The sequence below is a fragment of the Pseudomonas sp. GL-R-26 genome (assembly GCF_019947365.1).
Classification (GTDB): Bacteria; Pseudomonadota; Gammaproteobacteria; order Pseudomonadales; family Pseudomonadaceae; genus Aquipseudomonas.
On sequence record NZ_JAGYGI010000002.1, the window covers coordinates 200,902 to 222,873 of the forward strand.

At 60.2% G+C, this 21,972-nt stretch carries 16 protein-coding genes and 1 pseudogene; 7 read left to right on the top strand and 10 right to left on the bottom strand.

The window, feature by feature from the left end; genetic code table 11:
* Window positions 1-7 precede the first annotated feature (7 nt).
* Window positions 8-718, bottom strand: a complete 711-nt coding sequence (hutC, locus tag KGA96_RS04120; RefSeq protein ID WP_173677901.1) for a histidine utilization repressor — start codon at window positions 716-718, stop codon at window positions 8-10.
* 146 nt (window positions 719-864) lie between these two features.
* On the opposite strand from hutC, the gene KGA96_RS04125 reads away from it, so the two are divergent.
* The gene (locus KGA96_RS04125) at window positions 865-2,229 is read left to right on the top strand and encodes a formimidoylglutamate deiminase (protein WP_223465567.1); all 1,365 of its coding nucleotides are present in this window, start codon (window positions 865-867) and stop codon (window positions 2,227-2,229) included.
* A 59-nt stretch (window positions 2,230-2,288) separates the two neighbouring features.
* Here the strand turns inward: KGA96_RS04125 and KGA96_RS04130 are convergent, their stop codons facing one another.
* Complete coding sequence (locus KGA96_RS04130) at window positions 2,289-2,858, bottom strand: lipocalin family protein (RefSeq protein ID WP_046041300.1); 570 nt, start codon at window positions 2,856-2,858, stop codon at window positions 2,289-2,291.
* A gap of 30 nt (window positions 2,859-2,888) precedes the next feature.
* Window positions 2,889-3,143: a hypothetical protein gene (locus KGA96_RS04135; RefSeq protein WP_007975531.1), complete on the bottom strand. Its 255-nt coding sequence runs from the start codon at window positions 3,141-3,143 to the stop codon at window positions 2,889-2,891.
* A gap of 293 nt (window positions 3,144-3,436) precedes the next feature.
* On the opposite strand from KGA96_RS04135, the pseudogene KGA96_RS29830 reads away from it, so the two are divergent.
* Window positions 3,437-4,459 (top strand): annotated as a pseudogene (locus tag KGA96_RS29830) (cache domain-containing protein); the annotation flags it as partial.
* 93 nt (window positions 4,460-4,552) lie between these two features.
* Entirely contained in the window at window positions 4,553-5,317 is a 765-nt protein-coding gene (locus KGA96_RS29835; protein WP_404942359.1) for a methyl-accepting chemotaxis protein, read from the top strand.
* 117 nt (window positions 5,318-5,434) lie between these two features.
* On the opposite strand, the gene KGA96_RS04145 is transcribed toward KGA96_RS29835, so the two are convergent.
* The 5 genes from KGA96_RS04145 to KGA96_RS04165 form a co-directional block, all read right to left on the bottom strand.
* Window positions 5,435-6,037 (bottom strand): DUF924 family protein, encoded by a 603-nt coding sequence (locus KGA96_RS04145; RefSeq protein ID WP_046041304.1) that lies wholly within the window; start codon window positions 6,035-6,037, stop codon window positions 5,435-5,437.
* 3 nt (window positions 6,038-6,040) lie between these two features.
* Window positions 6,041-7,051, bottom strand: a complete 1,011-nt coding sequence (locus tag KGA96_RS04150) for a class 1 fructose-bisphosphatase (protein WP_046041307.1) — start codon at window positions 7,049-7,051, stop codon at window positions 6,041-6,043.
* A gap of 227 nt (window positions 7,052-7,278) precedes the next feature.
* Window positions 7,279-8,652, bottom strand: a complete 1,374-nt coding sequence (locus KGA96_RS04155) for a DUF3999 domain-containing protein (protein ID WP_223465565.1) — start codon at window positions 8,650-8,652, stop codon at window positions 7,279-7,281.
* Window positions 8,649-11,855, bottom strand: coding sequence for a DUF2339 domain-containing protein (locus KGA96_RS04160; protein ID WP_223465563.1), 3,207 nt, complete (start codon window positions 11,853-11,855; stop codon window positions 8,649-8,651). Before KGA96_RS04160 ends, KGA96_RS04155 begins: the two co-directional genes overlap by 4 nt.
* A gap of 171 nt (window positions 11,856-12,026) precedes the next feature.
* Window positions 12,027-14,477: a glycogen/starch/alpha-glucan phosphorylase gene (locus KGA96_RS04165; protein ID WP_046041313.1), complete on the bottom strand. Its 2,451-nt coding sequence runs from the start codon at window positions 14,475-14,477 to the stop codon at window positions 12,027-12,029.
* Between the two features lie 256 nt (window positions 14,478-14,733).
* Here KGA96_RS04165 and KGA96_RS04170 point away from each other — a divergent pair, with 256 nt between their 5' ends.
* A complete protein-coding gene (locus KGA96_RS04170) occupies window positions 14,734-15,171 on the top strand; it encodes a YkgJ family cysteine cluster protein (protein WP_046041314.1) in 438 nt (145 codons plus the stop codon).
* A 206-nt stretch (window positions 15,172-15,377) separates the two neighbouring features.
* Here KGA96_RS04170 and typA read toward each other — a convergent pair whose 3' ends face one another.
* Both typA and thiI read right to left on the bottom strand, forming a co-directional pair.
* On the bottom strand, window positions 15,378-17,198 hold the full coding sequence (gene typA / locus KGA96_RS04175; RefSeq protein ID WP_046041316.1) for a translational GTPase TypA: 1,821 nt from the start codon (window positions 17,196-17,198) through the stop codon (window positions 15,378-15,380).
* A 139-nt stretch (window positions 17,199-17,337) separates the two neighbouring features.
* On the bottom strand, window positions 17,338-18,792 hold the full coding sequence (thiI, locus tag KGA96_RS04180; RefSeq protein ID WP_046041318.1) for a tRNA uracil 4-sulfurtransferase ThiI: 1,455 nt from the start codon (window positions 18,790-18,792) through the stop codon (window positions 17,338-17,340).
* Between the two features lie 328 nt (window positions 18,793-19,120).
* Between thiI and glnA the strand changes: the two genes are divergently transcribed.
* The 3 genes from glnA (at window position 19,121) to KGA96_RS04195 (ending at window position 21,871) form a co-directional block, all read left to right on the top strand.
* Window positions 19,121-20,527 (top strand): type I glutamate--ammonia ligase, encoded by a 1,407-nt coding sequence (gene glnA, locus KGA96_RS04185; protein WP_008002929.1) that lies wholly within the window; start codon window positions 19,121-19,123, stop codon window positions 20,525-20,527.
* A gap of 211 nt (window positions 20,528-20,738) precedes the next feature.
* Window positions 20,739-21,254, top strand: a complete 516-nt coding sequence (locus KGA96_RS04190) for a DUF4124 domain-containing protein (RefSeq protein WP_046040891.1) — start codon at window positions 20,739-20,741, stop codon at window positions 21,252-21,254.
* Window positions 21,251-21,871, top strand: coding sequence for a DUF4124 domain-containing protein (locus KGA96_RS04195; protein ID WP_223511721.1), 621 nt, complete (start codon window positions 21,251-21,253; stop codon window positions 21,869-21,871). Before KGA96_RS04190 ends, KGA96_RS04195 begins: the two co-directional genes overlap by 4 nt.
* Window positions 21,872-21,972: the final 101 nt, after the last annotated feature.

Consider the following 21,972-nt stretch of genomic DNA (forward strand, 5'->3'; position numbering starts at 1 on the left):
TGGCTCTCTATTTATGAAACCGACCTTCCAGACGATGACGGGAACCGGGGTGGATCAAGCGAGCGGCGGTCACTGGCTGACGACCGGACCAGGTGCGGCGACGGATCAGCAGGCACGGCTCGCCCTTTTCAATCTGTAGCAACTTGCATTCGGACGACTCGGCCAGGATCGCCTCGACCACGTGCTCGCCTTCGGTCAGCGGCGCGACCTGGTTCAGGTAGGCGTAAGGCGTTTGCAGGGTGAAGTCCTGCTTGAGGTAGTCCGGCGCCACCAGCGCATTGACGAAACGGTCTTCGATTTGCACCGGGATATCGTTTTCGAAATGCACGATCAGCGAGTGGAACACCTTCTGCCCTTCGCGCATGTCCAGGGCCAGGGCGCGCTCGGAGCCGGCGGCCTCTTCTTCAAGGGTGATGACCTTGCAGGTGTGGCGATGACCGCGAGAAGCGATTTCGTCGGCGATGTTGTGCACTTCAAACAGGGCAGACTGGCTTTTCGGCTCGGCGACGAACGTGCCGACGCCTTGCATGCGCACCAGCAGGCCATCGGCAGTCATCTCGCGCAGGGCGCGGTTGATGGTCATACGGCTGAAGCCCAACTGGCTGACCAGTTCGCTTTCCGACGGAACGCGATAGTGCGGCGGCCAGTTTCCACTGTCGATTTGCTGGGTGATCATTTGTTTGACGCGGGCGTACAAGGGCGCCGGACTGTCGCCCATGTTCGCGGCCAACGGAGAGACTGTAGGCGGAGTCGGCACGGTTAATCCTTGGTCGTTTAGTAGATGTCGCTAGCTTGCCGGAGTTTACCGGGCAGGCAAACGTCTGTATATGTATATACAAATAACACACGATGGGGTGCTGAACCATGTCCGCCTTCTTTGCCGAACGCGCGCTGCTGCCTAGTGGATGGGCCAACAATGTACGTCTTGAGGTCAACGCCGACGGCGTATTGACCCATATCCAGGCCGATTCCAACGCAGATGGCGCCGAACGGCTAAGCGGTCCGCTGCTGCCTGGCATGCCGAACCTGCACTCCCACGCCTTCCAGCGGGCCATGGCCGGGCTGGCGGAAGTGGCGGGCAATCCGAACGACAGTTTCTGGACCTGGCGCGACCTGATGTATCGCCTCGTCGGAAAAATCAGCCCGGAACAACTCGGCGTCATCGCCCGTCAGCTGTACATCGAAATGCTCAAGGCCGGTTACACATCGGTGGCGGAATTTCATTACGTACACCATGACATTAACGGCCAGTCTTACGCGGACCCGGCCGAACTGGCCCTGCGTATCAGCCAGGCCGCGGGTTCCGCCGGTATCGGTCTGACCCTGCTGCCAGTGCTCTACAGCCACTCCGGTTTCGGCGGCCAGACCCCGAACGAAGGTCAGCGCCGCTTCATCAACAGCACCGAAAACTACCTCAAGCTGCAATCGCGCCTGCAACCGGCCCTGGCGCAGCAGCCGGCGCAAGCCCTGGGCCTGTGTTTCCACTCGCTGCGCGCGGTCACGCCGCAGCAGATCAGCGAAGTGCTGGCGGCCAGCGACAAGCAATGCCCAGTGCACATCCACATCGCCGAGCAGCAGAAGGAAGTCGACGACTGCCTGACCTGGAGCGGTCGTCGTCCGCTGCAATGGCTGTACGAAAACGTCGACGTCGATCAGCGCTGGTGCCTGGTCCACGCGACCCACGCCAACCCGGAAGAAGTCACGTCGATGGCCAAGAGCCGTGCCATCGCCGGCCTGTGCCTGACCACCGAAGCCAACCTGGGCGACGGAATTTTCCCGGCGGTGGATTTCCTAGCCCAGGGCGGCCGCATGGGCATCGGTTCCGACAGCCATGTGTCGTTGAGCGTGGTGGAAGAATTGCGCTGGCTGGAATACGGCCAGCGTCTGCGCGACCAGCGGCGTAATCGTTTGTATGGCGCGGATCAGCCGATGGTCGGGCGTACGCTGTTCGATGCGGCGCTGGATGGCGGTGCCCAGGCGCTGGGTCAGCCGATTGGCGCGCTGGAAGTCGGCAAGCGCGCCGACTGGCTGGTGCTCGACGGCAACGATCCGTACCTGGCAACAGCCAGCGGCGACGGAATTCTCAACCGCTGGTTGTTTGCCGGTGGCGATCGCCAGGTGCGGGATGTGCTGGTGAATGGCCAGTGGGTGGTGCGTGACGGGCGGCATGCTGACGAGGAAGAAAGCAGCCGCGCCTTCACCCAGGTACTGCGCGAACTTTTAGGCTGATACAAAAACCTGTGGGAGCAGCCGGTCGACGCTCGATTGCTCCCACAGGGTTACATGTATCAGTTGGACGTCTCGGCCATCTGCTGTTCCGACGCCCGCCAGATCAGCCGCGTGGTGTCGTAACCCTGCTGGCGCGCCTTGCTCAGCAGCTCCTCACGCACCACACCGTTCACGGTTGGCGTGCGCGACAACAGCCACAGATACTTGCGGCTCGGGTCACCGACAATGGCGGTCTTGTAGTCATCGCTGACGTACAGCACCCAATATTCGCCCTTCGCCGTACCCGGGATCAGCCTGGAGAACCAGGTATCGAACTCGACCCACAGCTTGTCGTTCTTGCCGGGCACCTGTGGAAAAGCCGTGCCCTTGACCTCTTCCCATTGCCATTGTGCCGTCAGGCAGCGGTTCAACACCGCGACGTTGCCGTCGGGCTTGAGCGTGTAGTGGGCTTCGGACTGCGCGCAGTCGCGCTGGAAGTACATCGGCATGCGAGCCAGCTCGTACCAGGTACCCTGGTAGCGCTTGAGATTGACGCTTTTGACCGTCTTGGGGGCCAATGTGTCCTGGCCAGACGAGGCACAGCCGGCCAACACCAGGCCGGCAAAAAGGATGATCAATAACCGCTTCATTGTTTTTCTCCCGTGGGCGATCGCCCCGGTTTACTTCAGGCCTTGGCCGGAAAACATCAGCACTTTGTCACCGGCGAACTGCACGCTGATAAAGCTGTTCTTGTCGCCCCAGGTGCAACTGGACATGCCGAGCGCGCCTGAACAATCGGCGGGTTTGCCCAACAGGGTCTCCACATCGGCCTTGGCCATGCCGGCGGAGAGCTTCGAGTAGTTTTCCTGATTGACCTTGCTGCAGGCAGCGAGCAATACGCAGAACGAAAGCAGGGCGATGGAACGCAACGACATGGTGAAACTCCGGGGGCGTAGGGGATTGGCATGGCTGCCAAGCTGAAGCTTAGAAGAGAAAACCCCTGTCAGGTTCCCTGCCAGGCAGGCTATTTATCGGGCCACTCGTCTACCTTTTGCCGAAAATCAGCCACTTTGCCTGTTTACCGAGCATTTCGTCGTTTTTCAGAAAACCCGCCTAATCTTTGGCGCCGTTCAGTCGACATAAATGCAACGCAAAGCCACGTCGGTGGCATTTGCTCCCCCATTTTGTAGAACAGCCCTTCTGCGGTAGCTCATCCATGACCAGAAACATGAAGTTCAGCCACAAGATATTGCTGGCTGCCGCCCTCGTGGTGGCCGTCGCATTCGCTTGTTTCATCCTGTTCAACGACTATCGCCAGCGCGAAACCTTGCGCAACAGTACCGAAGCCTCGATGCAGGAACTCGGCAGCCTGACCACCAGAAACATCCAGACCTGGCTGGAAAGCCGCATGCAATTGCTGCAGTCGATGGCCCAACAGATCAACGCCGACGGCAATGCTCCCGCTGGCCTGAAACGAATCATCGACCTGCCCGCCTACACCGGCAATTTCCAGCTGAGTTACTTCGGTGGCGCCGACGGCGTGATGTTCTCGGTCCCGGCGGGCAACCGCGCGGCGGACTCCGATCCGCGCGCCCGCGGCTGGTACAAGGCGGCCAATAGTGCGCAACAGACCATCGTCACCGAACCCTACATCGCCGCCTCCTCCGGCAAGCTGGTGATCACAGTCGCCACCCCGGTGCAGCACCAGGGCCAGATGATCGGCGTCGCCGGCGCCGACATCGACCTGTCCAGCGTCAGTGCGATCATCAATTCGCTGAACTTCGGCGGTCACGGCCATGCGTTCATCGTCGGTGCCGACGGCAAGATCCTGATTCACCCGGACAGCAAGCTGGTACTCAAGAACCTGACCGAGGCCTACTCCAACGGTGCGCCGAAAGTCAGCCCGGGCATGAAAGAAGTCGAAATCGACGGCAAGCGCCAATTCATCTCCTTCACCCACGTCAACGGCGTACCGTCGGCGGACTGGTACGTAGCGCTGGTGCTCGACCAGGACACCGCGTTCTCGATGCTCAGCGAATTCCGCACCTCGGCGATCATCGCCATGGTGATTGCCGTGGTGATCATCATTGTGTTGCTGGGCATGCTGATCAGCCTGTTGATGCAGCCGCTGCTGACCATGGGCCGCGCCATGCACGACATCGCCGAAGGCGAAGGTGACTTGACCAAACGCCTGGTCATTCACGGCCACGACGAATTCGGCGCGCTGGGACTGTCGTTCAACCGCTTCGTCGAGCGCATTCACACCTCGATCATCGAAGTATCCTCGGCCACGGGACAGGTCAACGAGGTGGCGCTGCGTGTGGTCGCCGCGTCGAACTCTTCGATGTACAACTCAGACCAGCAAGCCTCGCGCACCAGCAGCGTGGCCGCGGCGATCAACCAACTCGGTGCCGCCGCCCAGGAAATCGCCCAGAACGCCGCCCTGGCCTCGCAACATTCCAGCGATGCCCGCAGCTTGGCCGAAGACGGCCAACAGGTGGTGGATAAAACCATCGCGGCGATGCAGCAGCTGTCGGCCAAGATCAGCGATTCGTGCGGCAACATCGAGACCCTCAACAGCAACACGGTCAACATCGGGCAGATCCTGGAAGTGATTACCAGCATTTCCCAGCAAACCAACTTGCTGGCACTGAACGCAGCCATTGAAGCGGCACGTGCTGGCGAGGCCGGTCGTGGTTTTGCCGTGGTGGCCGATGAGGTGCGCAACCTCGCTCACCGTACCCAGGACTCGGCGCAGCAAGTGCAGACGATGATCGAAGAGCTGCAAGTCGGCGCCCGGGCAGCGGTGGGCATCATGACCGACAGCCAGCGGCAGAGCGAAAGCAGCGTCGGTATCGCCAACCAGGCGGGCGAACGCCTGGGCAGCGTGACCCAGCGCATCGGTGAGATCGATGGCATGAACCAGTCGGTCGCTACCGCCACTGAAGAGCAAACGGCGGTGGTGGAGTCGATCAACGTCGACATCACCGAGATCAACACGCTGAACCAGGAAGGTGTGGAGAACCTGCAGTCGACCTTGCGTGCGTGTGCCGATCTTGAGCAGCAGGCGGCGCGGTTGAAGCAGTTGGTGGGTAGTTTCAGGATCTAAGGCGCTGCTGAAGGCCCCATCGCGAGCAGGCTCGCTCCTACACTTGATCTGTGGCGTTCACAAATCCACTGTAGGAGCGAGCCTGCTCGCGATGGCGGCATCAGCCACAATGAAGATTTAAAACCGTGAACCAGGCTTTGAGAGAAACGCCAACTCCTCAGCCGTAGACTCCCTTCCCAACACCGCATTGCGATGGGGAAACCGCCCAAACTGCGCAATCACCCTCTGATGCCGCTCGGCGTAATCCAGGTAATCGGCAAACAGGGCTCGGTCACTTTCAGGCTGCTGCGCCACCAACTCGATGTAACGCGAGACACCTTCGTTCTGCACCGCGAGATTCTCGCTGTGCTCGAATACCAGGTAGATGAACACCCGCTGAATCGGCTGCAACTGCCGATCGAAATCCGCGGCAATGCCTTGGGCTACCAGTTTCTGTGCGCGGGAATCGCCGGAGAATGCTTTTGGTGTATCGCGAAAGATCATTCGCGGGATTTGATCGAGCAACAGCACCAGGGCCAGCCAACCTTCGGGACGTTGCATCCACTCGGTCAATCCGCCGGCCAGTGCCTGCTCGGCCTGGTCCCCGAAACGCTCACGCGCTTCGAGGTCCTGGCTGTCGCGCTTGCCAAACCACAACTTGCCCTTCTGCGCCGCCACTTCCCTCGCTGACCCGGAGCTTCCGAACCACCAATCAAGCAACGGCTGCCAGGGCGTGGTCATGGTTTATTCCTTGTGGTAAGCCGTGACGCGGGCAACTTCTTCTTTCGAACCGAGGAACACCGCAACACGCTGGTGCAGGCCTTCCGGCTGGATGTCGAGGATGCGCTGGTGGCCGTTGGTGGACGCGCCGCCCGCTTGCTCCACGAGGAACGACATCGGGTTGGCTTCGTACATCAGGCGCAGTTTGCCCGGCTTCGACGGCTCGCGGCTGTCGCGTGGGTACATGAACAGACCGCCGCGGGTCAGGATGCGGTGTACGTCGGCGACCATCGCGGCAACCCAACGCATGTTGTAGTTCTTTTTCAGCGGGCCTTCATCGCCTGCCAGCAATTCGCTGACGTAGCGCTGTACCGGTGCTTCCCAGTGACGCTGGTTGGAAGCGTTGATGGCGAATTCCTGGGTGGCTTCAGGAATGGTGATGTTTTCGTGGGTCAGGACGAAGCTGCCCATTTCACGGTCCAGGGTGAAGCCTTTCACGCCGTCGCCCAGGGTCAGGATCAGCATGGTCTGCGGACCGTAGATCGCGTAACCGGCGGCCACTTGCTGGGTGCCTGGCTGCAGGAAAGCCTTTTCGTTCAAAGGCTCGTTCTGGCTCAGGTATTCGTTCGGGCAACGCAGTACCGAGAAGATGGTGCCGACCGGGGCGTTGATGTCGATGTTCGACGAACCGTCCAGCGGGTCGAATACCAGCAGGTACGCGCCTTTCGGGTATTTGCCCGGGATCTGGTAGGCATTGTCCATTTCTTCGGACGCCATGCCGGCCAGGTGACCGCCCCATTCGTTGGCTTCGAGCAGGATCTCGTTGGAGATCACGTCGAGCTTCTTCTGCACTTCGCCCTGGACGTTTTCAGTGTCCATGCTGCCCAGAACGCCGCCGAGGGCACCTTTGGACACGGCATGGTTGATCTCCTTGCAGGCACGCGCCACCACTTCGATCAGGAAGCGCAGATCGGCAGGAGTGTTGTTGCTGCGGGTCTGCTCAATCAAATAGCGACTCAAGGTAACGCGGGACATGGAAGGCTCCGGTGGAATGGGGGGGCTAAAAACCCGCGCAGTTTAACGCGAGTCGGGGCGCATTTCCTCCTATCAGACGTGATCGGCTGAAGAGAGTTCATGTGCGGGGATGAGCGTAGTTGGAAAAGGGCTGGGGGTGAGCCGGAAAGTAGCGGTCATATCAGCATCTTTACTGACTGATATACCGCTATCGCGTGCAAGCCCGCGATCTGGCGCGAAGCGCCAGCCTAGGGTTTGACCGGCGGTTTACGCAGCAAACTGAACGCCATCGCCGCCAGGAACAAGACACTGAGCAACAACACCGCCCACAAGCCGAACTTCTTCCACTGGGTGTCCGTCGTCGCCAGCGTTTTCACTGTCGATGCATTCGAGACCACCGCCCCGACATCCACCATGGCCCGACCCAAGGTCGCGAGCTTCGCCGGGCTGTAATCCGGAACCAGCGTCGACAGCGGCAAGTTCGCCGCCTTCGCCGTCGAATTGCCCACGACCAGCGTGTAAGGCCCCGGCCCGCGCGCCAGGAACACCAGTTGCGTGGCACGCACGGCAAACTTCAGCGTCGGCGCCTGATCACCCAGGCCGCCGCCGCGCTCGTCCACGGTCAGTTTCAATTGCTGGACGATTTGCCCTGACAGCTGCAATTCGTTTTGCACCACGTCCTGATCATTCTGGGTCAGGCGATAGAGCAAACCACTGCTCAACGACTGCCATGGCAGGCTGCTGTCGCGCCGGCCGGCCAGGCTCACCGGTGCCAGGCTGTTGGGCTGGCTCAACTCGACCTGCACCCGCTCGACATTCAGCCCCATCGGCAACTGCCAGGTGTATTCACCCGCCTTCACGCTGCTGCCGGCCAACCCCTGGGACCAGACCAACGGCAGCGGCAGACTGCGGATAGTGGCGCTCTGCAATTGCGCAGAAGTCAGTGTCGGTGCCGAATGCGGTGTGATCCACAGCAACCGCAGGTAGCGCGCCGACTGGCCCGGCAGATTGACTTCATGCTGTTCGACCCGCTCGTCGGAAAAGGTCAGGCGCGCCACCTGCCCTTCGCCCCAGGACTGCCATTGCTGCAAATCATCGCTGGCTTCGACGGTAAAACGCTGGAAGCCGTCGCGCTCGCTGGTCCAGTCGAGAATCAACTGCTGCAAAGGCGCCTTGATAGCCGAAGCGTCGAGCAACCAGCCGCGCAGCTCCTCCTCACCCGCCTCCAGCGGACTGGAGGGCTGCACCTGGACCAATGTGCCGTTGGTGCTCGATTGCACCCGCACGCTCGGTGCGGTTTCAGTAGCGTCCAACGAGTTGTACAACGGAAACCATTTCACCTCGTTCAAGGTGCGCGTTTCATTGCTCCGCGCCGACTCCCGGGCCAAGGCATAAGCCTGAACATCGCCCACGGCATTGAACACACGCACGTCGCTCAGGTCGGCCTGCCGTGCATTCAGTTGTATGTTCAGGGGCAGTTCAAGGCGATACCAGGGGCCCTCACCCGTCACCGACAAAGGCACTTGGGTGGTGAAGTCCGCCGGTTTTTCCTGGGCAACCGCCGACAACATCACACCCATGGCAACAGCGCCCAGCCAACCCAGGTTCAGCTTCTGACTCAAGATGACACTCCTTCGGATTCCGGGACCGGTTTCTCGACATCCGGCACAGCTTCGGCGCGCTTAGGTGGCAGCGGGGCGAAATAGCCCACCACCAGCAGCAACACGCCGACACCGATAAACGACACGATCCGCGCCAGTCCGCCGCGATTACTCAATTCGACAAAGAACAGCTTGGCCACGACCACGCCGATCAAGGCAGCGCCGATCAGCCAGACTTCACGGCGGCGACGCAAATGACCGCCGATCATCAGGCTCAGGGCCATCAAGGTCCAGACGATGGACAGGCCGGCTTGCACCCGCATCGATTCCAGCAACAGATCCAGCTCGAACGGCACCCCACTCCAATGGTGCGCCGTACGCATTACCAATGCCGTAAAGAACACGAACAGCGAGGCACCTGCGACCCCTTGCGTGGCGATGGCGGCGTAATCCTCGCGAACCGCCAGTTGTGTCATGGCGCTGCGGGACCAGACATAGACGCCGAACAGCGCGAACAACAGGCCCAGCTCCAGCGGGTTGATCAATGGCACGTAGGGCAGTGGCTCGGCGTTGCCGTCACTGGCGACATTCGCCAGCCAGAACCAGCCGAGCATCAACAACGCCAGCGGCGCGGCGGCGTATACACGGTATTCGCGCGGATACGCCGACACCGGCCAAGGCCACGCGCGAGGTGCCGCCATCAGCACCAGATACAGACTGGGCAGAATCGCCCAACCCAACCAGCGCCAGGCGTTGTATTGCTCGGACAACACCAGCAAGCCGTAACGCAGCTCCAGAGCCAATACACCCATCAATAGCCAACAGCCGAGCACATGGGCGACGCTCGTCACGCGCACCGGCAGCATGGGCGCCAGGCGTCGCAGGGACATGAAATGCACGACGAACACGGCGGCCCACGCCAGCCAGCCAAAGTTGGCCGCCGGGTGATAACGCGAATGCCAGGCCGCGAGCAGCACCAGTGCCGCCGCGGGAATCAAAACCGTGCCGAGTACCCCCAGTGACGGCCATTTCAGGCGCAGCGCCAATACTGTCCACAGCGCCACACTCACGGCAGCGATGCCCAACAACAAAGTCGCCCGCATCGGCAACGGCGCAAAATGCAGCACTTCGATGCCCCAGGCCAGCGCCCACCAGCCTGCGCCCCACACCAGCAGCGCCTGGGACAATCGCAACAGGCTCAGCCCTTCCAACGCTCCGAGCGAATGACCAATCTGCAAACGCCAGGCCCCGACCATCGCCGCCAACCCCAACACCAGCGGCGCCCAGAATCCAGCATGTGCCAAGGGATTCAGCCCTTCACTGAACAGCGGTCCTGCCGTCAGGAACAGCGCGCCGCCCAACAGCTGCACAGCGAGCGCGGTGAACACGAAGGTGCGCGATGGCAGACGCAAGCCAACCAACAAGGTCAGCGCCCCGGCCAGGGCCCAACTGATCACCGTGCCGTGGCTGAAGAAAAACAACGGCGCCAGCAAATAGAGAAACGCCAGCCCGAGGCACGCCAGGACTGGCAGGCCTTTGAGCTCCCAAGGCCTGATCTGCTCCGGCAAGGCTTTACGCAACTGGTAGAAGCTGAACAGCAACGCGACGCCCAGTAACAGCGCACCTAGCGGTACACCGCCGAGCAGGCTGCTCTCGCTGTCATGCAGCTCGCTGAGAAACGCTAGCGCCGAGCCCAGTTGCAGGAGCAAGGCAAAAGCCCGCCCCAAGGGCCTTTGCTGGCGCAGGCCGAGCCAGAAGATACCCGCGCCCTCCACCGCCCACGCCGCTGTCGTCCAGCGTGCATCGAGCCCCAGCGGAATCGCCAGGCTCGCGAAGATCACACCCAAGGCCAGGCAGGTTTCCCCCAGCAACAGCGTGCACCCGGCCATCAGCCAACGGGCAAGCCCCATGTAAATCATGCCCAGCGCCAAGGCACTGAACGCCGTTGCGAACTCCAGATGCTGCACCAGTGCGAACTGCAAGCCGAAACCCGCCAGCGGCGGACCGAACAACAGCGTGCCGTCGACATAGTCACCCTTGCGCGCCGACCACTGCAGCAGCGATTCGCGACTGCCCTCTACCGGTGCATCGCTCATTTCCAGCAGCCTGCGTCGGGCGAACAGCAGACCAATGGCCAGGTACATCAGGAAAAACAAAATCAGAAACGGCTCAGTGCTCCACAGCAGTTCCGGCGAGTAGGAGCGCAGGCCCCAGGCGAAACCGATGCCGAAGGTGCCGCTGAACCCGATGACATTCAACAGCCGCCAGGCCTTGAACCAGGCGATACCGAAGATGCCGGCGTTGAGCAGGGCAAAGTAGCTGAACAACGCGACGTGGCTACCAGCGCCGGTGGAGGCCAGGATGGGCGCGGCGAAGCCACCCAGTGCGGCAGCGGCGGCCAGCCCCAGGGAGTCCTGGGTAATGGCGAGAATCGCCGAACAGACTGTCACCGCCACCAGCAAGCCAAACCCCGCCGAAGGGTCGAGCAGCGGATGCAGGCGCATCGCGGCAAACACCGTCAGGTACAGCACGGCGATCCCGGCGCCCTGCAGGATCAACGCATAACTGCTGTTGCGCGTTCGCAACCACCAACCCAAGCCGAGCAACCCCAAGGCTGCCGCCGCAACGCCTGCGTAACGCAATTCAATCGGCACCACCACGCCTTCGGTGGCATAGCGCAGCAGAAAGGCCAGGCCGAGGAACAGCAGCACCACGCCGACCCGCAACACTGTATTACCGCCGAACAACCAGGCGCGGGCCCGGCTGATGGCGCGGTCGATGAGGTTCGGATCTCGCGGGGGGACAGGTGGTTGTGCCTCGCGAGCGGTCGTCTCGGCCTTCCAGGCATCGGCGGGCTGCGCACGACCGGTTTCGGTGGCCGCTGCGGTGATCGGTTCGAGTTCGGGCGGCAGCTCCCAGACCAGCTCCGGGGCTGCAGCCGGTGCTTCATCGAGGATGGTTTCAGGTGAGACAAGCGGCTCGCGGGTTTCCGGCGCCTTGACGCCCGATGCTTCGAGCAGCGCCAGCCGTTGCTCGACCGCGTGCAGCGCTACCTGCGCCTGCTCCAGCAAACGCTGCTGCTCGACGGCCTGCGAGTCCATGCGAGCCAAGCGAAGGGCCTGGCCGATACCCAATCCGAGTAACGCGCCCAGCAGCGCATCGCTGAATGACTCGTCGAGTATCCAGCCGAGCACCAGCCCTATCAGCATGAACATCCATTGCATGGTCGATATCCCTAAGCCCATTGGCCAATCCGGAAAGATTAGCTCAGCCGTATCCATAAAGATCGCAGCCTTCGGCAGTTCCTACATAGTCGCGGTATTACGCGATCCTGCAGGAGCTGCCGAAGGCTGGGATATTTTTCGGCGCGCCAGTATATCCACCTGCCTGAAGACTTACTCCAGTGCCTTCCAGATTTCCGTGGCGTACTCGCGAATGGTCCGGTCCGACGAGAACCAGCCCATCCGCGCCGTGTTCAACACCGCCGAGCGCCACCACTCCTTCGAATCGTGCCAATGGGCTTCGACGCGCATCTGGGCGTGCCAGTAGGAATCGAAGTCGGCGCAGACCAGGAAGCGGTCGTAGTCCACCAGCGAATCGATCAACCCGGTGTAACGGGACGGATCATCCGGCGAGAACACCCCGCCACGAATCGCTTGCAGCACATCGTTCAAACGATGGGAGGCAGCGATATCCGGCACCGCGCTGAATTCATGATTCTGCTTGCGCGCCTCCACCTGCTGCGCGCTGAGGCCGAAGATGAACATGTGCTCGGCGCCGATGCGGTCGCGCATTTCCACGTTGGCCCCGTCCAGGGTGCCGATGGTCAGCGCGCCGTTCAGCCCGAATTTCATGTTGCTGGTGCCTGACGCTTCGAAACCGGCGGTGGAGATCTGCTCGGACAAATCCGCCGCCGGAATGATGCTCTCCGCCAGGCTGACGTTGTAGTTGGGCAGGAACACCACTTTGAGCAAGCCGCGCACGGTCGGGTCGTTGTTCACCACCCGGGCGATGTCGTTGGTCAGTTTGATAATCAGTTTGGCCTGGTGATAACTCGCGGCCGCCTTGCCGGCGAAGATCTTCACCCGTGGCACCCAGTCGATTTCAGGTTCCGCGCGAATCGCCTGGTACAACGCCACGGTGTGCATCAGGTTGAGCAACTGGCGTTTGTATTCGTGGATCCGCTTGACCTGCACGTCGAACATCGCCGCCGGGTTGACCGCCACGCCCAACCGCTCATGAATCAGGTACGCCAGGGCTTTCTTGCTGTGCAGGCGTTGCTCGGCAAACGCCTTGCGGAATGCACTTTTCTCGGCGAACGGTTCGAGGGCGAGCAAACGCTCTTCCGGGTTATCCAGCACTTCAGGACCAAGGGTATCGACCAGCATCGAGGTCAGCTCGGGGTTAGCCTGATACAGCCAGCGGCGGAAGGTGATGCCGTTGGTTTTGTTGTTGATCCGCTCCGGGTAGAGCTTGTGCAGTTCGGAGAACACCGTTTGTCGCATCAGTTGCGTGTGCAATCCGGACACACCGTTGATGCTGTGGGAACCGAGAAACGCCAGGTTGCCCATACGCACCCGGCGTCCGTTGTCTTCCTCGATCAGCGACACCGCGCGCAGCACGTCGAAGTCGTGAATGCCTTTGGCCCGCAGGGAGTCGATGTGCTGGGCGTTGATCAGGTAAATGATCTGCATGTGCCGCGGCAGCATGCGTTCCATCAAGCCCACCGGCCAGGTTTCCAGCGCTTCGGGGAGCAACGTGTGGTTGGTGTAGGAAAGCGTGTCGACAGTAACTTGCCACGCCGCATCCCATGCCACGTCATAGACGTCGACCAGTTGCCGCATCAGTTCAGCCACGGCAATCGAAGGGTGGGTGTCGTTGAGCTGGATCGCCGCGTGGTCGCCGAGGGTCAGCACCGAGGTGTGCATGTTGCGATGGCGGCGCAGCAGATCCTGCAACGAGGCGGCGACGAAGAAATACTCCTGGCGCAGGCGCAATTCCTGGCCGGCCTCGGTGCTGTCCGCCGGGTACAGCACCCGGGAGATACTTTCGGCCCGGGCTACTTCGGCCACGGCGCCCAGGTGGTCGCCGGCATTGAAACGCTCCAGATGCAGATCTTCCATGGCCCGGGCGCGCCACAACCGCAGCGTGTTGACGCTTGCCCCGCGCCAACCGACCACCGGCGTGTCATATGCAATGGCCCGTACGGTTTCCGCCGGGTGCCAGACTTGCCTGGACTTACCGCTGTCATCGGTCACGGTCTCGACACCGCCGCCGAAGCCGATCGGGTAAACCACCTCCGGGCGCTCGAACTCCCAGGGGTTGCCGAAATCCAGCCAGTGTTCGGTCTGCTCCTGTTGCCAGCCATCGACGATGGCCTGGCGGAACAAGCCGTGTTCGTAACGAATGCCGTAGCCATGACCGGCGATGCCGAGGGTCGACATGCTTTCCATGAAACACGCCGCCAGACGTCCCAGGCCGCCGTTGCCCAGCGCCGCATCGGGCTCCAGCAGGCGGATGCGCTCAAGGTCGACGCCGAGTTCGGTCAGGGCTTCGCGGGCCACGTCGAGCAGGCCAAGGTTGCTCAGGCTGTCGTAGAGCAGCCGGCCGATGAGGAATTCCAGGGAGAGGTAATAAACGCGCTTCTGGCCTTTGCGGTAGATCTGCCGCGTGTGGTCCATCCAGTGCTCGACCATGTGATCCCGCGCGGCCAGGGCAATGGCTTCGAACCAGTCGTGGTCGAAGGCGTGATCCGGGTCTTTACCCACTGCATAAGTGAGTTTGGTCAAGACGGCGTCGCGGAATGCGGCCACCTCTGCTTCGCGAACAAGTGGTTCTTGAGTCATCGATAGGACCTCGAGCGAGCTTGGAGTTGTCTGAGCCTAGACGGTCTGACAGGCGGTAGAGGCTCTGGTTCGGCAGTTTTTCCTTTGAATACGAGCTGGATCGACATTGCGTTGTCTTGTGCCTGAATCAATGCAGGGCCCGTGCCTATTTTCCGGTTGTTTGCACCGCCTGCGAAAAAAACTGGCGAAAGGTTGTTCAAAAATCCACCAGTCCCGGTATGATCGCGCGCCCTGATGCACACGCTGGTAACAAACGATGATGAAGCCGAACCTGATCGCTGCCGCAGAGATCGACCGCCTCGATACCTGGGCCAAGTACTCTGCCCCGATGTGCGGCTCGTGCATGTCCAGCTGCTGCACCCTGCCCGTCGAGGTCAAGATCAAGGATCTGATCCGCATCGGCGTGGTCGATGAATTCGAGCTGGGTGATCCGCCGAAGAACATCGCCAAGCGCCTGCAAAAGGAAGGTTTGGTCGAACGCTTCAACCAGAAATCAGGAATCTTTACCCTCCAGCGCATGAGTAACAACGATTGCCTGTACCTGGATCGTAAGAGCCGTCTGTGCACTATTTATGAAAAGCGCCCGGATACCTGTCGCAATCACCCGAAAATCGGCCCGCGGCCGGGATATTGCGCGTACAAGCCCAAGGAAGTGGAGCGCGAGCGTCATTCGCGGAGTATCGAGCGGTTCTGATCCGTATTGCATCATCTGTGGCGAGGGAGCTTGCTCCCGCCGGGTTGCGAAGCGACCCCAAGATTTTACGACCGCTACGCAGCCGAACGGGACGGTGCGGCGATCCGACAAGCCCCCTCGCCACAGTAATCGAGTAAATCGCAGACAAACAAAAACGCCCCCGGCCTTGCGGTCGGGGGCGTTTTTTTGTCAGCTAACTAAATGACTTAGTTACCGGACTTCTTGGCAGCGCGGGTACGCTCGCTTTCGCCCAGGATCTTCTTGCGAAGACGGATGGACTTAGGCGTGACTTCACACAGCTCGTCTTCTTGTACGAATTCCAGAGCTTGCTCCAGAGTGAAGCGTACAGGCGGAACCAGAGCGATGGTTTCGTCTTTACCCGAAGCACGCATGTTGTCGAGCTTCTTGCCTTTGGTTGGGTTAACACCCAGGTCGTTGTCGCGGCTGTTCAGACCAACGATTTGACCTTCATAGATGTCCTGGCCGTGTTCGATGAACAGCTTGCCACGCGACTGCAGGGTTTCCAGCGAGTAGGTCAGTGCCTTACCGGTAGCAACCGATACCAGGACGCCGTTCTGACGGCCGGACATGTCACCGGACTTCATGGTGTCGTAACGGTCGAAGATCGAGGTCAGGATGCCTGCACCGGAGGTCAGGGTCAGGAACTCGTTACGGAAACCGATCAGACCACGGGCCGGGATGTTGTACTCAAGGCGCACACGGCCCTTGCCATCCGGAACCATGTTGGTCAGGTCGCCTTTACGGATACCGATCTGTTCCATGATCGCGCCCTGGGATTCTTCCGGCAGGTCGATGGTCACGTTTTCGTACGGTTCGTGCTTGACGCCATCAACCATACGGATGATCACTTCCGGACGACCAACACCCATTTCGAAGCCTTCGCGACGCATGGTTTCGATCAGTACCGAGAGGTGCAGCTCACCACGGCCGGAGACTTTGAACTTGTCGGCGGTGTCGCCTTCTTCAACGCGCAGAGCAACGTTGAACAGCAGCTCCTTGTCCAGACGTTCCTTGATGTTACGGCTGGTCACGAACTTGCCTTCTTTACCGCAGAAAGGCGAGTCGTTTACCTGGAAGGTCATGGAAACGGTTGGTTCGTCAACGGTCAGCGGCTTCATCGCTTCGACGTTCAGTGGGTCGCACAGGGTGTCGGAGATGAACAGCTGGTCGAAGCCACTGATGCAGACGATGTCGCCAGCCAAAGCTTCTTCAACGTCAATGCGGTGCAGGCCGTGGTGACCCATCAGCTTCAGGATACGACCGTTGCGCTTCTTGCCGTCAGCGTCGATAGCCACGACCGGAGTGTTCGGCTTGACGCGACCGCGAGCGATACGGCCAACGCCGATCACACCCAGGAAGCTGTTGTAGTCCAGTGCGGAGATCTGCATCTGGAACGGACCGTCACGGTCGACTTTCGGCGCTGGTACGTTGTCGACGATCGACTGGTACAGCGGGGTCATGTCTTCAGCCATTTCAGTGTGGTCCAGACCGGCAATACCGTTCAGGGCCGAGGCGTAGACGACTTTGAAGTCCAGCTGTTCTTCGGTAGCACCCAGGTTGTCGAACAGGTCGAAGATCTGGTCCAGAACCCAGTCCGGACGCGCGCCTGGACGGTCAACCTTGTTGATGACCACGATTGGACGCAGGCCGGCTTCGAAAGCCTTCTTGGTCACGAAACGGGTTTGCGGCATAGGGCCGTCTTGAGCGTCAACCAGCAGCAGAACGGAGTCGACCATCGACATTACGCGTTCAACTTCGCCGCCGAAGTCGGCGTGGCCCGGGGTGTCCACGATGTTGATGTGGTAGCCGTTCCAGTTGATGGCGGTGTTTTTCGCCAGAATGGTAATACCGCGCTCTTTTTCCTGGTCGTTGGAGTCCATCACGCGCTCGTCGTTGAGCTCGTTGCGCTCCAGGGTGCCGGATTGACGCAGGAGTTTGTCCACCAGGGTGGTCTTACCATGGTCAACGTGGGCAATGATGGCGATGTTGCGTAGATTTTCGATCACTTGTGTATCTCGATCAGAGGATTCGGTGTGCTGACAAGTCTTGGCAGCGATTAACAGTAGCGTCCGTGAAAGCCGTTACAGCTTGACGGTGGCATCGGGGGGCCGGTGACGCAGGCCACAGGCAAACAGCCCCGGGCACTTAGCTCGGTCGATAAACGCGCACATTGGCATGCCCCTCACTGAGCAAATGGTGGGCATGCAGGCGACTCATCACGCCTTTGTCGCAATACAGCAGGTACTGGCGAGTAGGGTCCAGTTCCTTGAAACGAGCGTTCACTGCATAAAACGGCATCGTTTGTACCTCGATGCCAGCGAGGTCCAGCGGGTCGTCTTCAGCGGCATCCGGATGACGGATGTCGATGACGATCTGACCGGCCAGCGCTTCGCTGACTTCTTCAATCTGCAAATCCTGGCCCAGTTCATCGATCACGCGATCGATCGGCACCAGCTTGGCGTTTTCGAGCGCACGCTCGAGTACCGCCATATCGAATTCTTTCTCTTCATGCTCGACGCGATAGCGCTTGGCCGCGGTCTTCGGGTTGACCGAGATGACGCCGCAGTACTCCGGCATGTGCCGGGCGAAATCGGCGGTGCCGATTTCGTTGGCCAGGTCGATGATGTCCTGCTTGTGGCTCGCGATCAGCGGACGCAACACCAGCTTGTCGGTCACGCAATCGATCACTGACAGGTTCGGCAGTGTCTGGCTCGATACCTGGGAGATCGCCTCACCAGTGACCAGCGCCTCAATGTGCAGTCGATCGGCAATTTGGGAGGAAGCGCGCAACATCATACGCTTCAATACTACGCCCATATGACTGTTATCGACTTTGCCAAGAATTTCTCCCAGCACTTCTTCGAACGGCACACTGACAAATAGCACGCGTTGGGAGCTGCCGTACTTCTTCCAGATGAAATGCGCGACCTCCATGACGCCCAGTTCGTGGGCACGTCCGCCCAGATTGAAGAAGCAGAAATGCGCCATCAGGCCGCGGCGCATGATCTGGTAGGCCGCCACGGTGGAGTCGAAGCCACCGGACATCAGCACCAGGGTCTGCTCCAGCGCGCCCAGCGGATATCCGCCGATGCCGTTGTGCTGGCTGTGGATCACGAACAACCGTTGGTCGCGAACTTCGATCCGGACTTCGATTTCCGGCTTTTTCAGGTCGATTCCGGCGGCACCGCACTGACGGCGCAACTGGCTGCCGACATATTTTTCGATATCGATCGAGCTGAACGGGTGCTTGCCGGCGCGCTTGCAACGCACCGAGAAGATCTTGCCGGCCAGTGCATCACCGTAGTGCTGCTTGCACTTTTCAACGATGTCGTCGAAATCGCCCAGCGGGTACTCATCGATCTGCAGGAAATGCGCGATGCCCGGCATGCAACTCAGGCGCTCGCCCATCTCCTTCAAGGCCTTGGGGTCGCTGACGCGGGTTTCCAGCTCGAGGTTGTCCCACACGCCGTTCACCACCACGGCCGGGTCCAGATCGCGGAGCACGGCACGGATGTTCTTGGCCAATTGACGGATGAAACGCATCCGTACCGGGCGGCTCTTGATGGTGATCTCGGGGAAGACTTTTACGATTAATTTCATGGAAACAGCGCGCGCATGGCCTGCCGAAAAAGGGGGGCGCGGATTATAGCGGAAATTGCTCAAGGTTTAACCAGTTAATGTGCAGAAGGTTTCGCGCGCACCAAAACAGGTCATTTATTGAAATGAGCGCCACATTGTAGGGCGTGTTTTTCCGCTTTAAGGTACTTTTCCGCCTGACAGGCGTGAAATTGGGGCAAAAAACCCATGGTGGGGCACTGGCATGCAATTTGCTCCCTTGTGAGGCAGGTTGCCTTGGCAGAGTATTCGCGCCGGCATCACCCACATTTAAGGGCATCCACTACTAGCCCGAAGCCACCCGGAGGACACTATGTCGAAGTCGGTTCAACTCATCAAAGATCATGACGTCAAGTGGATTGATCTGCGCTTCACGGACACCAAAGGCACTCAGCACCACGTGACCATGCCGGCTCGCGATGCGCTGGATGACGACTTCTTCGAAGTCGGCAAAATGTTCGACGGTTCCTCCATCGCTGGCTGGAAAGGCATCGAAGCCTCCGACATGATCCTGATGCCGGACGACTCCACCGCTGTTCTGGATCCGTTCACTGAAGAACCGACCCTGATCCTGGTCTGCGACATCATCGAACCTTCGAGCATGCAAGGCTACGACCGCGACCCACGTGCGATCGCCAAGCGCGCTGAAGAGCACCTGAAAGCCACCGCAATCGGTGACACCGTATACGCCGGTCCAGAGCCAGAGTTCTTCATCTTCGACCAGGTGAAGTTCAAGTCCGACATTTCCGGCTCCATGTTCAAGATCTACTCTGAACAAGGTTCGTGGATGTCCGACCAGGACATCGAAGGCGGCAACAAAGGCCACCGTCCAGGCGTCAAAGGCGGCTACTTCCCGGTTCCGCCGTTCGACCACGACCACGAAATCCGTACCTCCATGTGCAACGCACTGGAAGAGATGGGCCTGACCGTCGAAGTTCACCACCACGAAGTGGCGACTGCCGGCCAGAACGAAATCGGCGTCAAGTTCAACACCCTGGTGAAGAAAGCCGACGAAACCCAAACCCTGAAGTACGTCGTGCACAACGTAGCCGACGCCTACGGCCGCACCGCTACCTTCATGCCTAAGCCTCTGTACGGCGACAACGGTTCGGGTATGCACGTACACATGTCCATCTGGAAAGATGGCAAGAACACCTTCGCTGGCGAAGGTTATGCCGGCCTGTCCGACACCGCCCTGTACTTCATCGGCGGCATCATCAAGCACGGTAAGGCCCTGAACGGCTTCACCAACCCGGCAACCAACTCCTACAAGCGCCTGGTTCCAGGCTTCGAAGCTCCAGTGATGCTGGCCTACTCGGCTCGCAACCGTTCCGCTTCGATCCGTATTCCTTACGTGTCGAGCCCGAAAGCCCGCCGTATCGAAGCACGCTTCCCGGATCCGGCTGCCAACCCGTACCTGTGCTTCGCCGCACTGCTGATGGCTGGCCTGGACGGCATCCAGAACAAGATCCACCCTGGCGATGCTGCTGACAAAAACCTGTACGACCTGCCGCCTGAAGAGGCCAAAGAGATCCCACAAGTTTGCGGCAGCCTGAAAGAAGCCCTGGAAGAGCTGGACAAAGGTCGTGCGTTCCTGACCAAAGGCGGCGTTTTCAGCGACGACTTCATCGACGCTTACATCGCCCTGAAAAGCGAAGAAGAAATCAAGGTACGTACCTTCGTACACCCACTGGAGTACGAGCTGTACTACAGCTGCTGATCCGGTAGCGTCGCAACACGCGGCGTGACAAAAAAGAGGCCTCCTTCGGGAGGCCTTTTTATTGCCCACATTTCCATGATTGACGATGGACCCTGTGGGATTTGTGGCGCTGTGAATATCTCGCAGACCATATCCAAATATTTAGCGGCTTGGGATAACCACCCAGCCTGGCCTATGCTGCAACCCAATGCTTTCGTTTCCGGTCGATTCCATGGGTCGTGGTTTTCTCTTCATCCTGCTGCTGATCGTTCTGCCCGCCACGGCGCAGATCTACAAGTACACGGACGCCAACGGTGCCACCGCGTACAGCAATCAACCGCCTGACGGAGTCAGCGTCCAACCGGTCGAATTGCCGCCCCTCAACAGCGTCGAGCGCCAGCCTGCCGGCGAAGTCGCACCTGCTGCCGAGACCGGTCGTAAAGAACAACCCCACAAGACCTATGAAGCGCTGGAGCTGACAGGCCTGCCCAGCACCGAAGCCCTGCGCGCCAACAACGGCACGTTCACCGTAACAGTACTGATCCAGCCGCGCCTGCAAGGGCCCCACCTGTTGCGCCTGCTGCTGGACGGTCAACCCTACGGCCAGCCAGGCAACGTGCCGACCCTGCAACTGGTGAACATCGATCGCGGCGAGCACCGCCTCGCCGTGCAAGTGATCGATGGCGAAAACGTTGTACAGCAGAGCCCTGCGGTGACATTCACCGTACAGCGGGTGCACAAGCCTTGAAGGCCTGGCTTTTGATCGCCTGCCTGATAGCCCTGCCCACTTCGGCAGAGGTCTTCATGTATGTCGGCGCCCAGGGCAATCGGGTATTCACCGACCAGCCCAAACCCGGCGACGCCAGGCGCGTGCCGCTGACAACGACCAATCGAATAGCGGCCAACTCCACCAGCGCAGCGCCGTTGATTGCCCAGAGCAGTCCCGAAGTACAAGCGCTGTTCCACTATGAGGTGCTGCGCATCCTGATCCCGGAACCCGACGCAACCATCCGCAGCAACACCGGCGAAGTCATCGTCAGCGCGACCAACGAACCTGCCCTGCAACCCGGTCACCGCTACCGGTTACTGCTCGACGGCCAGCCCACCGCCGAACCCGGCCTGAGCCCGGTGTTCGCCTTGAGCAACATCGATCGCGGCAGCCATACCCTGTCCGTGGAAATCCTCGACGAACAGGGACGCATCGTCGAACGCACCGCCAGCCAGCCTTTCCACATGCAGCGCACGTCTCTCGCCCAGAAGCGCAGGATCAAACCCTGCACTCTCGAAGACTACGGCCAGCGGCCGGAATGCCCGCTCAGCGACAAACCCGGCGAAGAAAAAAATCCTTTCCTGAGACTTTTCTAACCTCGTTCAGGTTTGCGCACTATATTGGTGCAATAGATTGCACCGTACTCACATTCCAACCCATTTTGGTTCGAAAGTACCCGCGAAAGCTGGCAGAACGC

Bases quoted from the DNA above. Each gene is read 5' to 3' on its own strand.
- KGA96_RS04190 (WP_046040891.1), top strand. From the start codon at position 20,739: ATGGGTCGTGGTTTTCTCTTCATCCTGCTGCTGATCGTTCTGCCCGCC.
- KGA96_RS04150 (WP_046041307.1), bottom strand. From the start codon at position 7,051: ATGTCCCGCGTTACCTTGAGTCGCTATTTGATTGAGCAGACCCGCAGC.
- KGA96_RS29835 (WP_404942359.1), top strand. From the start codon at position 4,553: ATGTACAACTCAGACCAGCAAGCCTCGCGCACCAGCAGCGTGGCCGCG.
- KGA96_RS04170 (WP_046041314.1), top strand. From the start codon at position 14,734: ATGATGAAGCCGAACCTGATCGCTGCCGCAGAGATCGACCGCCTCGAT.
- KGA96_RS04130 (WP_046041300.1), bottom strand. From the start codon at position 2,858: ATGAAGCGGTTATTGATCATCCTTTTTGCCGGCCTGGTGTTGGCCGGC.
- KGA96_RS04135 (WP_007975531.1), bottom strand. From the start codon at position 3,143: ATGTCGTTGCGTTCCATCGCCCTGCTTTCGTTCTGCGTATTGCTCGCT.
- KGA96_RS04125 (WP_223465567.1), top strand. From the start codon at position 865: ATGTCCGCCTTCTTTGCCGAACGCGCGCTGCTGCCTAGTGGATGGGCC.
- KGA96_RS04165 (WP_046041313.1), bottom strand. From the start codon at position 14,477: ATGACTCAAGAACCACTTGTTCGCGAAGCAGAGGTGGCCGCATTCCGC.
- hutC (WP_173677901.1), bottom strand. From the start codon at position 718: ATGGGCGACAGTCCGGCGCCCTTGTACGCCCGCGTCAAACAAATGATC.
- thiI (WP_046041318.1), bottom strand. From the start codon at position 18,792: ATGAAATTAATCGTAAAAGTCTTCCCCGAGATCACCATCAAGAGCCGC.
- KGA96_RS04160 (WP_223465563.1), bottom strand. From the start codon at position 11,855: ATGCAATGGATGTTCATGCTGATAGGGCTGGTGCTCGGCTGGATACTC.
- KGA96_RS04145 (WP_046041304.1), bottom strand. From the start codon at position 6,037: ATGACCACGCCCTGGCAGCCGTTGCTTGATTGGTGGTTCGGAAGCTCC.
- glnA (WP_008002929.1), top strand. From the start codon at position 19,121: ATGTCGAAGTCGGTTCAACTCATCAAAGATCATGACGTCAAGTGGATT.